12 protein-coding genes are annotated in these 10,733 nt (G+C 54.8%); 9 read left to right on the forward strand and 3 right to left on the reverse strand.

Translation table 11 applies throughout. From position 1 onward, the window contains the following. Window positions 1-35 precede the first annotated feature (35 nt). Window positions 36-608: a hydrolase gene (locus KAJ71_RS21840; RefSeq protein WP_248947606.1), complete on the reverse strand. Its 573-nt coding sequence runs from the start codon at window positions 606-608 to the stop codon at window positions 36-38. Between the two features lie 370 nt (window positions 609-978). On the opposite strand from KAJ71_RS21840, the gene KAJ71_RS21845 reads away from it, so the two are divergent. From KAJ71_RS21845 to ruvB, 7 genes are all read left to right on the forward strand, one after another. Further along, on the forward strand, window positions 979-1,170 hold the full coding sequence (locus KAJ71_RS21845) for an FmdB family zinc ribbon protein (RefSeq protein WP_248947615.1): 192 nt from the start codon (window positions 979-981) through the stop codon (window positions 1,168-1,170). 88 nt (window positions 1,171-1,258) lie between these two features. Next, complete coding sequence (aspS, locus tag KAJ71_RS21850) at window positions 1,259-3,043, forward strand: aspartate--tRNA ligase (protein ID WP_248947607.1); 1,785 nt, start codon at window positions 1,259-1,261, stop codon at window positions 3,041-3,043. Beyond that, a complete protein-coding gene (gene nudB / locus KAJ71_RS21855) occupies window positions 3,043-3,489 on the forward strand; it encodes a dihydroneopterin triphosphate diphosphatase (RefSeq protein WP_248947608.1) in 447 nt (148 codons plus the stop codon). The genes aspS and nudB overlap by 1 nt, the downstream gene beginning before the upstream one ends. Window positions 3,490-3,509: 20 nt before the next feature. After that, the gene (locus tag KAJ71_RS21860; RefSeq protein WP_248947609.1) at window positions 3,510-4,253 is read left to right on the forward strand and encodes a YebC/PmpR family DNA-binding transcriptional regulator; all 744 of its coding nucleotides are present in this window, start codon (window positions 3,510-3,512) and stop codon (window positions 4,251-4,253) included. Window positions 4,254-4,320: 67 nt separating this feature from the next. Continuing rightward, window positions 4,321-4,842: a crossover junction endodeoxyribonuclease RuvC gene (ruvC, locus tag KAJ71_RS21865; RefSeq protein WP_021181146.1), complete on the forward strand. Its 522-nt coding sequence runs from the start codon at window positions 4,321-4,323 to the stop codon at window positions 4,840-4,842. Window positions 4,843-4,978: 136 nt separating this feature from the next. Beyond that, window positions 4,979-5,593: a Holliday junction branch migration protein RuvA gene (ruvA, locus tag KAJ71_RS21870; RefSeq protein ID WP_021806658.1), complete on the forward strand. Its 615-nt coding sequence runs from the start codon at window positions 4,979-4,981 to the stop codon at window positions 5,591-5,593. An 18-nt stretch (window positions 5,594-5,611) separates the two neighbouring features. Next, the gene (gene ruvB / locus KAJ71_RS21875) at window positions 5,612-6,619 is read left to right on the forward strand and encodes a Holliday junction branch migration DNA helicase RuvB (protein ID WP_248947610.1); all 1,008 of its coding nucleotides are present in this window, start codon (window positions 5,612-5,614) and stop codon (window positions 6,617-6,619) included. A gap of 42 nt (window positions 6,620-6,661) precedes the next feature. Here ruvB and znuB read toward each other — a convergent pair whose 3' ends face one another. Further along, window positions 6,662-7,447, reverse strand: coding sequence for a zinc ABC transporter permease subunit ZnuB (znuB, locus tag KAJ71_RS21880; protein WP_248947611.1), 786 nt, complete (start codon window positions 7,445-7,447; stop codon window positions 6,662-6,664). Continuing rightward, the gene (gene znuC / locus KAJ71_RS21885; protein WP_248947612.1) at window positions 7,444-8,202 is read right to left on the reverse strand and encodes a zinc ABC transporter ATP-binding protein ZnuC; all 759 of its coding nucleotides are present in this window, start codon (window positions 8,200-8,202) and stop codon (window positions 7,444-7,446) included. Before znuC ends, znuB begins: the two co-directional genes overlap by 4 nt. Before the next feature lie 78 nt (window positions 8,203-8,280). Between znuC and znuA the strand changes: the two genes are divergently transcribed. Both znuA and mepM read left to right on the forward strand, forming a co-directional pair. Beyond that, entirely contained in the window at window positions 8,281-9,216 is a 936-nt protein-coding gene (gene znuA, locus KAJ71_RS21890) for a zinc ABC transporter substrate-binding protein ZnuA (protein ID WP_248947616.1), read from the forward strand. Window positions 9,217-9,237: 21 nt separating this feature from the next. Beyond that, window positions 9,238-10,560 (forward strand): murein DD-endopeptidase MepM, encoded by a 1,323-nt coding sequence (mepM, locus tag KAJ71_RS21895; protein ID WP_248947613.1) that lies wholly within the window; start codon window positions 9,238-9,240, stop codon window positions 10,558-10,560. The last annotated feature ends 173 nt before the right edge of the window (window positions 10,561-10,733 follow it).

Genomic DNA, 10,733 nt, shown 5'->3' on the forward strand with positions numbered 1-10,733 from the left:
CCATGACCTTTCAAGCCAAGATAGCAAATGGATGATCACAGCGCGGCAAGGATCTCACTGGTGCTGCGCACACGGGCGATACGCGGGAAGATATTATCGAAGGCGAACTGGTGCATCTCGGCGCTGTAGGTGCTGCACATGTCTTCGGCGATCACCAACTCGTAGCCATGTTCCCAGGCTGCGCGAGCGGTAGACTCCACGCCAATATTGGTGGCGATACCGCCCAATACCACCGATTTGATACCCCGACGGCGCAGTTGCAGATCCAGATCGGTGCCATAGAATGCGCCCCATTGACGTTTGGTGATCAACACATCGCTGTCTTGTACCGCCAGTTCCTCGGGGAATTCCCACCAGGACACTGGCAGCCCGCCGACCGGAGACGGTGAAGGTTTATCTACCGGCTGCTTGAGCGCTTCGGCAAAGGAATCAGACCAGCCGACGCGCACCAGAAACACGGGGGCATTCAGTGCGCGAAAGCGCCCTGCCAGATGGGCCGCATGGGTGACGACTTGGCTGGCACTGTGCGGGCCAGCGGCGTAAGGTAAAATGCCGTGTTGCAGATCGATCAGAACCAGGGCGGTGGTTTGGGCATCAAGTTTCAACATTGGGGGGTGTCTCAGGGTTAAAATGGTTAAAATCTTGGTTGGTAGTTAGTCGTTAAACGTCTATCCAAGTAGCATCTGTTATACCCTATGGATTTCGAATCGGCCGCTCTTGCGCATCCATGCGCTCGCGGCATTTGTACATCCCTGTACGGCACAGCTAGGCGATCACAACGCTGCGGTTTGAAAGACGCGGGTTACAGGCTACGTGATAAAACTGCTGCCAGTTAATGGGAAATTTGTTAACCAATGTGTTGTTTGCCAGCGATAGATGCCATTTAGCGTTGCAACAATGCCGTGTTCGCTCTTATCTGGCGCATGAATTTCCTTTATAATGACCGCCTTTTTTCACCAATCTTTAATCCAGCGATCTATGCCGATTTATGAATATGCATGTGGCTCATGCCAACATCGATTAGAGAAACTACAAAAATTTTCCGACGCGCCGTTGACTCAATGTCCGGCGTGTGGGCAGCCCGCATTGACCAAGTTGATCTCTGCCAGCGGTTTCCAGTTAAAGGGCACCGGCTGGTATGCAACCGACTTCAAACCGGGTGGTAAATAACAATTCGTCAGATAACAGCCGTGAGGAAACGGAAACAGCAACTGTTGCCAACCTCCGGCGGAATCGGCTTAAGTCAAAAGGATAGCGTATGCGTACTGAATATTGCGGGCAGTTGAATCTGGCCCACGTCGGCCAGGAAGTCACTTTGTGTGGTTGGGTCAACCGCCGCCGCGATCTGGGTGGCCTGATCTTTATTGATATGCGTGACCGCGAAGGCATCGTGCAGGTGTTCTTCGATCCGGATCAGAAAGCGGCCTTCGACAAAGCCTTCGAACTGCGTAATGAGTTCTGCATTCAAATCGTCGGTACCGTGCGTGCGCGCCCGGAAAGCCAGGTCAACAAGGAGATGGCGACTGGCGAAGTTGAGGTGTTTGCTCACGCGCTGGAGATCATCAACCGCTCCGAACCGCTGCCGTTGGACTCGAACCAGACCAACAGCGAAGAAGCGCGTCTGAAATATCGCTACCTGGATCTGCGTCGCCCGGAAATGGCCGACCGCCTGAAAACCCGTGCCAAGATCACCAGCTTTGTGCGCCGCTTTATGGACAGCCACGGTTTCCTGGATATCGAAACCCCAATGCTGACCAAAGCCACGCCGGAAGGTGCCCGTGACTATCTGGTACCAAGCCGCGTACACAAAGGTAAATTCTACGCGTTGCCGCAGTCCCCACAGTTGTTCAAACAGCTGCTGATGATGTCTGGCTTCGACCGTTACTACCAGATCGTCAAGTGCTTCCGTGATGAAGACCTGCGCGCGGATCGTCAGCCGGAATTCACTCAGATAGACGTGGAAACCTCTTTCATGAGCGCCGAGCAGGTGCGTGAAGTGATGGAGCAACTGGTGCATGAACTGTGGTTGGACGTGAAGGGCGTCGATCTGGGTAAGTTCCCGATCATGACCTTTGCCGAAGCGATGCGCCGTTACGGTTCCGATAAGCCAGACCTGCGTAACCCGCTGGAACTGGTGGACGTCGCCGACCTGGTGAAAGACGTTGAGTTTAAAGTGTTCTCTGGCCCGGCGAACGATGCCAAAGGCCGTGTGGCAGCGATTTGTGTTCCGGGTGGCGCACAGCTGACCCGTAAGCAGATCGACGAATACGGCGCTTTCGTTAATATCTACGGTGCCAAAGGATTGGCATGGTTGAAGGTTAACGATCGTGCTGCGGGTATGGAAGGCGTGCAAAGCCCGATTGCCAAATTCCTCAGTGCAGAAGTGCTGGAAGCGATCCTGGCGCGCACCAATGCGCAAACCGGTGACATTCTGTTCTTCGGTGCCGACAGCTTTAAAATCGTTACCGATGCGATGGGCGCGTTGCGCTTGAAAATCGGCCGCGATCTGGGCCTGACCAAGCTCGACAGCTGGGCACCGCTGTGGGTGGTCGATTTCCCAATGTTCGAGGAAGACGGCGAAGGTGGCCTGGCGGCGATGCACCATCCGTTTACCGCACCGCGCGATATGAGCCCGGAAGAGCTGCAAAAAGATCCGACCTCAGCCATCGCCAATGCTTACGATATGGTGCTGAACGGCTATGAAGTAGGTGGCGGCTCCGTACGTATTCACCGCAGTGAAATGCAGCAAACCGTCTTTAGTATCCTTGGCATCACTGAGCAAGAACAACGCGAGAAGTTCGGCTTCCTGCTGGATGCGCTGAAGTATGGCACTCCTCCGCATGCCGGTCTGGCCTTCGGCCTGGATCGTCTGGTGATGTTGGTGACCGGTACCGAGAACATCCGTGACGTTATCGCCTTCCCGAAAACCACTGCGGCAGCCTGTCTGATGACCGATGCACCAAGCTTCGCCAACCCGGCTTCATTGCAGGAACTGGCGATCAGCGTGGTGAAGAAAGCCTCAGCCGAACAAGAGAGCGAGTGATGAATTACAAGCGGCCCGAGTCTATTCTGGTGGTGATTTATGCAAAATCCAGTGGCCGGGTGCTGATGTTACAGCGGCGTGACGATACGGAGTTCTGGCAGTCGGTTACCGGCAGCCTTGAAGACGACGAATCGCCGCCGCATGCCGCACAGCGCGAAGTCATGGAAGAAATTGGCATTGATATCGCAGCAGAGGATCTGCTGTTGTTCGATTGCCAGCGCTGTGTGGAATTTGAACTCTTTGTCCATTTGCGACACCGCTATGCGCCGGGAACCACGCGTAATAAAGAGCACTGGTTCTGTCTGGCGTTACCTGATGAGCGCGATCCGGTCTTGACCGAGCATCATGCTTACCAATGGCTTGAGGCGTCCGAGGCGGTCAAACTGACCAAGTCCTGGAGTAATCAGCAGGCGATTGAAGAGTTTGTGATCCATTCTGTCCAGTAGTTCTTTTTGGAGATATTTTTATGGCAGGTCATAGTAAATGGGCCAACACCAAACACCGCAAAGCAGCTCAAGATTCCAAACGCGGTAAGATTTTCACTAAAATTATCCGTGAGCTGGTGACTGCCGCCAAATTGGGCGGCGGCGATCCGGGTTCCAACCCGCGTCTGCGTGCGGCTATTGATAAAGCGCTGTCCAACAACATGACACGCGATACCTTGAACCGTGCTATCGCCCGTGGCGTAGGCGGTGATGATGATACCAACATGGAAACCATCATCTATGAAGGTTACGGCCCTGGCGGTACCGCGGTGATGATCGATTGCCTGAGTGACAACCGTAACCGTACCGTGGCAGAAGTGCGCCATGCCTTCACCAAGTGTGGTGGCAACCTGGGTACCGACGGCTCCGTGGCCTATCTGTTCACCAAAAAAGGCGTGATCACCTATGCACCGGGTCTGGATGAAGACACGGTGATGGAAGCCGCGCTGGAAGCGGGTGCCGAAGATATCCAGACCTATGACGATGGTGCCATTGACGTCTTCACCGCTTGGGAAAATCTGGGTGAAGTGAAAGACGCGTTAACCGCCGCTGGTTTTGAGGCTGACTCGGCTGAAGTTTCCATGATCCCGTCTACCAAAGCGGATATGGATGCGGAAACGGCGCCTAAGTTACTGCGCCTGATCGACATGCTGGAAGACTGTGACGACGTGCAGGAGGTTTACCATAACGGTGAGATCTCCGACGAGATCGCTGCAACGCTGTAATGCGAGTGAATGATGGCGTTGCCAACCGGTAGCGCCAGGCAACAATCAATGCAGGGTGGTGGTAGCAATGGCGATCATACTGGGTATCGATCCCGGCTCGCGCGTCACCGGCTATGGCCTGATCCGTCAGCAGGGCCGCCAATTGACCTATGTTGCCAGCGGTTGTATTCGCACCGTGGTAGATGATATGCCGACGCGCCTGAAGCTGATTTATGCTGGCGTGAGCGAAATCATCACCCAGTTTCAACCAGATTTCTTCGCCATCGAACAGGTATTTATGGCCAAGAACCCGGACTCGGCGCTAAAGCTGGGGCAGGCGCGGGGCGTGGCGATTGTCGCCGCCGTCAATCAGAACCTGGAAGTGTTTGAGTATGCCGCGCGCCAGGTGAAACAGACGGTGGTCGGTACCGGTGCAGCGGAAAAGTCTCAGGTGCAGCATATGGTTCGCTCATTGCTGAAGCTATCTGCCAATCCACAGGCGGATGCCGCGGATGCGTTGGCTATTGCCATTACCCACTGCCATCTCAGCCAGAACGTGCTGCGTATGAGTGAAGGGCGGTTGAATCTGGCACGTGGGCGTTTGCGTTAGAGCCGTTGACAACGTGGCAATGTTGCTAAATGTCAGTAATCTGAGGCTGGATATTCATCCAGCCTTTTTTATGGTATAAGCTGTATCAATACTGCGTGGCAGTGCGCCACGTGCAGGGATCCATTCAGGAGGGGTAATGATAGGTCGTCTCAGAGGAATTATTCTGGAAAAGCAGCCACCGCTGGTGTTACTTGAAACCAATGGCGTCGGGTATGAAGTGCATATGCCGATGACCTGCTTTTACGAGCTGCCGGAGCTGGGGCAAGAGGCTATCGTGTTTACCCAATTCGTGGTGCGTGAAGATGCACAGCTGCTGTATGGGTTCAATGATAAGCAAGAGCGTGCGCTGTTCCGTGAGCTGATTAAAGTGAACGGCGTGGGGCCAAAACTGGCGCTAGCGATCCTTTCAGGCATGTCTGCCCAGCAGTTTGTCAGCGCGGTAGAACGTGAAGAGATCACTACGTTGATCAAATTGCCAGGCGTGGGCAAGAAAACCGCCGAGCGTCTGGTTGTCGAAATGAAAGACCGCTTCAAAGGCTTGAACGGCGATCTGTTCAACAACAGCAGCGAAATCCCCCTGCCGGCCAGTGCGGCCAAAGCGGCGGAGATGGATATTGAAGCCGAAGCGGCCTCTGCGCTGGTGGCCTTGGGCTATAAGCCGCAGGAAGCCAGCCGGATGGTCAGCAAGGTTGCCAAGCCGGGTGCGGATTGCGAGGCATTAATCCGCGAAGCATTGCGTGCCGCACTGTAGGCAGGGAAGGGGTAGACCATGATTGAAGCTGACCGCCTGATCTCTGCCGAGCCGTTCAATGAAGAAGAGGTGCTGGATCGTGCGATCCGTCCTAAGCTGCTGACGGAGTACGTCGGCCAGCCGCACGTGCGTGAGCAGATGGAAATCTTTATTCAGGCTGCCAAACAGCGCGGCGATGCACTGGACCATCTGTTGATCTTCGGGCCGCCTGGATTGGGTAAAACCACCTTGGCCAACATCGTGGCCAATGAGATGGGCGTTAATCTGCGAACCACTTCTGGCCCGGTGCTGGAAAAGGCTGGGGATTTGGCGGCAATGCTGACCAATCTGGAGCCGCATGACGTCCTGTTTATCGACGAAATCCACCGTCTTTCGCCGGTAGTGGAAGAGATCTTGTATCCTGCGATGGAAGACTATCAGCTGGATATCATGATCGGTGAAGGTCCGGCGGCGCGTTCGATCAAGCTCGACCTGCCACCGTTCACCCTGGTTGGTGCCACCACGCGGGCCGGTTCCTTGACCTCTCCATTACGCGATCGCTTCGGCATCGTGCAGCGTCTGGAGTTCTATCAGGTGGCCGATCTGGAGCATATCGTTTCCCGCAGTGCTAACTGCCTGGGGCTGGATCTGTCTACCGATGGGGCGCATGAAGTGGCATGTCGCGCCCGAGGTACACCACGTATTGCCAACCGTCTGCTGCGCCGCGTGCGCGACTTTGCCGAAGTACGTGCCAACGGGGTGATCAATGGTGAAGTGGCCATGCAGGCGTTGGATATGCTGAACGTCGATGCGGAAGGTTTCGACTATATGGACCGCAAGCTGTTGCTGGCGATCATCGACAAATTTACCGGTGGCCCGGTGGGGTTGGATAACCTGGCGGCGGCAATCGGTGAAGAGCGTGAAACGATAGAAGACGTGATCGAACCCTTCCTGATCCAACAGGGGTTTATTCAGCGTACTCCGCGTGGCCGAATGGCGACCAATCATGCCTATAAGCACTTTGGGATCGAGCGGGAAGATAAGTAGCAAACCAGGATTTACGCCAGGGGAAGCCCTGGCGTAATGAGATCAAGCCTGTTGCTTTTTCGACAGGCTCAGTACAAACAGCACCGCAGCACTTAACACTACCGAAGGCCCAGCTGGCGTATCGTAAAACGCCGAGAAGGTCAGCCCACTGGTGACTGCAATTATCCCTACTAATACCGCATAACCGGCCATTTGTTCAGGAGTGCGGGCAAAACGCCGTGCGGTTGCCGCCGGGATAATCAGTAGCGACGTAATAATCAGCGCGCCGACAAACTTCATTGCCAGCCCGATGGTCAAGGCGGTGACCAGCATTAAAATGGTGCGTGCGCGGGGCAGATTAACGCCATCGACATGCGCCATCTCTGGGCTGATGGTCATCGACAGCAGATCGCGCCATTGCCACCAGAGCACCAGCAGCACAATCACCACGCCAGTGCCGATCATCCAGATATCGCTGATCGTCACCGACAACAAATCCCCAAACAGGTACGCCATCAGATCTACGCGCACGTTGGACATCAGCGCGACCACTACCAGACCCAGCGATAGCGCACTATGCGCCATAATACCGAGCAGCGTATCGATCGACAACTGCGGGCGGCGCTCCAGCCAAACCAGCACCAGGGCCAACAGCAGCGTGACGGCAATCACGGCGTAAAACGGATTGATGTCCAGCAATAAGCCGAAGGCAACACCAAGCAGTGAAGCATGTGCCAGCGTATCGCCAAAGTAAGACATCCTGCGCCAGACCACAAAAGAACCCAACGGGCCCGCCGCCGCAGCCAACAGCACACCGGCCAGCCAGCCGGGCAATAACAGTTCAATCATGCCTCACGGCCCCCGGTTTTTTTCAGCACAATTCTGCCTTGCAGGTCGTGACGGTGATTATGGTGATGGCGGTAGACCGCCAACTGCTCAGCGCCCCGGTTACCGAACATGGCGATAAACTCCGGGTGCATCGACACCACTTCTGGCGTGCCGGAGCAGCAGATATGTTGGTTCAGGCACAGGACGTCGTCGGTTTTGGCCATCACCAGGTGCAGGTCATGGGAAACCATCAGCACTGCACAGCCCAGCTCTTTGCGCAATTGGTCGATCAGGTCGTATAACGCCAACTGGCCGTTAACGTCCACCCCTTGCGTGGGTTCATCCAGTACTAGCAACTGCGGCTGGTTCAACAGTGCTCGCGCCAGCAACACCCGTTGGTTTTCGCCACCGGACAATTTTTGCATTGGCTGTTCCAGCAGGTGCGCAGCCTGTACGCGTTTGAGCGCCGGCAGGATGTCGGCCTTTTTCACCCCAGGTTTGAGCCGCATAAAGCGGTTGACGGTCAGGGGCAGGGTGGCATCAAGGTGCAGCTTTTGCGGCACATAGCCAATGCGTAACCCCGGCAGACGTTCCAGCGTGCCTTCCGTAGGCGCAATCAGGCCCAGCACCACGCGAACCAGCGTTGACTTGCCCGCCCCGTTAGGCCCGAGGAGCGTCAGGATCCGACCCGGTTGCAGGTTGAGAGAGATATTTGTCAATATCCGTCGGGTACCAAAAGAGACAGAAATATTTTTTAGCGTTGCCAGTGTAGACATGTTGTGATTACATTTTGCAGAACTAACCGAATGTTATAATATCACGCTTCTTTGCTGAAAACGACGGGATTACTGATGATGGTACAGAAAAATAAATGGCTGCAACGCACTCTGCTGGCGGCGGCTTTGGTAATGGCGGGCAATGCGGCAGCTGCCGTAGTGACCTCTATCCGCCCACTGGGCTTTATCGCATCCGCTATCGCCGATGGGGTAACACCTACCGAGATTTTATTGCCGGACGGTGCCTCACCTCACGACTTCGCTTTGCGCCCGTCGGACATTCAGCGGCTGCGTAGCGCCGACCTGGTGCTGTGGGTAGGGCCAGATATGGAGGCTTTTCTGACCAAATCCCTGACGCAGTTGCCCGCCAATAAGCAATTGGCGATCGGTGAACTGCCTGCGGTACAGCCGTTGTTGATGAAAGGCGATGACGACGATGACCATGCAGCCGAAGCGCATAGTCATGCAGATGGCGACCATGGACACGACCATCATCACGGTGACTATAATATGCACGTTTGGCTGTCGCCAGAGGTGGCAAAAGTGACCGCGATCGCGGTTCACGACAGATTATTGGAACTTATGCCGCAAAATAAGGACAAATTAGACGCAAACCTGCGCCAGTTCGAGGATCAGCTAGCGCAAACTGATAAAAATCTTGTTAAGATGCTATCGCCTGTGCAAGGTAAGGGATATTTTGTTTTTCATGACGCTTATGGCTACTTTGAAAAACACTTCGGCTTGAGCCCACTGGGCCATTTTACCGTTAACCCCGAAATTCAACCTGGCGCACAGCGTTTACACCAAATTCGAACACAGTTGGTTGAGCAGAAAGCAGTCTGCGTTTTTGCTGAGCCACAATTCAGACCGGCCGTAATTAATGCCGTTGCCAAGGGTACCAATGTGCGTTCCGGAACGCTGGACCCGCTAGGCATCGGCATCGCACTGGGGAAAGACAGCTACGGGAACTTCCTGACAGCGCTGTCCAACCAGTACGTGAGCTGCCTGAAGTAAAGATTATGAGGATATTATTGAGTGCAGAAGATAGTCCGAACTATCACTCTGGCGTATAACAACCTGCCTCGGCCCCACCGCGTTATGCTAGGGTCGTTGACAGTCGTTACGTTGGCCGTCGCTGTTTGGCGGCCTTCCGTTTATCACCCAGAACATAACCCTATCGTTAAAAGCGTCGAGTTGGAAGCCAACCAGTTAAGGGTATTGCAGCCCGAAGCCAGTGAACCTATTGATGCCGACCAACCTACCCCCGATGATGACATCCCTGAGGATGAGCTGGACCAGAAGGTCGCCGGAGAGGAAGGTGTGCATGAATATGTGGTTTCTACCGGTGACACGCTCGGCAGTATTCTGACCCAGTACGGCATCGAAATGTCGGATGTTTCGCTACTGGCTTCACAGAACCGTGATTTGCGTAACCTGAAAATCGGCCAGCAACTCTCCTGGACGCTTACCGAAGATGGTGATCTTAAGCGCCTGACTTGGGAGGTTTCACGCCGTGAAACCCGCACCTATGATCGGGTGGGCAACACCTTTAAAGAAACCAAGGAAACCCAGAAGGGGGAATGGCGCAACAGCGTACTGACGGGCCAGTTGAACGGCAGCTTTGTCAGTAGCGCCTCGGCGGCTGGCCTGAACCGTGCCGAGATCAATGCAGTGATCAAAGCCCTGCAATGGCAGCTTGATTTTCGTAAGCTGCGTAAAGGCGATCAGTTTGCAGTGTTGATGTCGCGCGAAGAGTTTGATGGCAAGAGCGAACAGAGCCAACTGTTGGGCGTACGTATGCGTAGCAGCGGCAAAGACTACTTCGCCATTCGCGCCGATGACGGTAAATTCTATGATCGTCAGGGTTCCGGTCTGGCGCGTGGCTTTATGCGTTTCCCGACCATGAAGCAGTTCCGTATTTCTTCCAACTTTAATCCACGTCGTGTAAATCCGGTGACCGGGCGCATTGCACCGCATAAAGGCGTCGACTTTGCCATGCCGGTCGGCACGCCAGTATTGGCGGTGGGTGACGGTGAAGTGGTGATCGCCAAGCGCAGCGGCGCAGCAGGTAACTATGTCGCGATCCGTCATGGCCGCCAATACACCACTCGTTACATGCACCTGAAAAAGCTGCTGGTCAAGCCAGGGCAGAAGGTGAAGCGTGGCGATCGTATCGCGCTTTCCGGCAACACCGGCCGCTCTACCGGCCCACATTTGCACTATGAACTGTGGACCAACCAGCAGGCGGTGAACCCATTGACGGCTAAATTGCCACGCTCTGAAGGGCTGATGGGTAAAGATCGCAGCGATTACCTGGCGCAGGTGAAGGAAGTGGTGCCGCAGTTGCAGCTGGATTAACCATCGCTATCCCTTATGATTTCTCATCGGCCTGATTTCGGGCCGATGTTTTTATTTCTAACTGAATACCACGTCCTATGGACGTGGTTATCGGCGTTTTGGCTCTGCCAGTAATGCTACTCATGGGAAAATCCGAATCTGTTATCCCCATAACTGATAAGGATTTAACCATG

The sequence above is a fragment of the Serratia silvae genome, from assembly GCF_023282985.1.
Lineage (GTDB): Bacteria > Pseudomonadota > Gammaproteobacteria > Enterobacterales > Enterobacteriaceae > Chania > Chania silvae.

Coding starts and splice junctions, on each gene's coding strand:
- KAJ71_RS21840 (WP_248947606.1), bottom strand. CDS start 608: ATGTTGAAACTTGATGCCCAAACCACCGCCCTGGTTCTGATCGATCTG.
- znuA (WP_248947616.1), top strand. CDS start 8,281: ATGGTACAGAAAAATAAATGGCTGCAACGCACTCTGCTGGCGGCGGCT.
- znuC (WP_248947612.1), bottom strand. CDS start 8,202: ATGTCTACACTGGCAACGCTAAAAAATATTTCTGTCTCTTTTGGTACC.
- znuB (WP_248947611.1), bottom strand. CDS start 7,447: ATGATTGAACTGTTATTGCCCGGCTGGCTGGCCGGTGTGCTGTTGGCT.
- ruvA (WP_021806658.1), top strand. CDS start 4,979: ATGATAGGTCGTCTCAGAGGAATTATTCTGGAAAAGCAGCCACCGCTG.
- KAJ71_RS21860 (WP_248947609.1), top strand. CDS start 3,510: ATGGCAGGTCATAGTAAATGGGCCAACACCAAACACCGCAAAGCAGCT.
- aspS (WP_248947607.1), top strand. CDS start 1,259: ATGCGTACTGAATATTGCGGGCAGTTGAATCTGGCCCACGTCGGCCAG.
- ruvC (WP_021181146.1), top strand. CDS start 4,321: ATGGCGATCATACTGGGTATCGATCCCGGCTCGCGCGTCACCGGCTAT.
- ruvB (WP_248947610.1), top strand. CDS start 5,612: ATGATTGAAGCTGACCGCCTGATCTCTGCCGAGCCGTTCAATGAAGAA.
- KAJ71_RS21845 (WP_248947615.1), top strand. CDS start 979: ATGCCGATTTATGAATATGCATGTGGCTCATGCCAACATCGATTAGAG.
- nudB (WP_248947608.1), top strand. CDS start 3,043: ATGAATTACAAGCGGCCCGAGTCTATTCTGGTGGTGATTTATGCAAAA.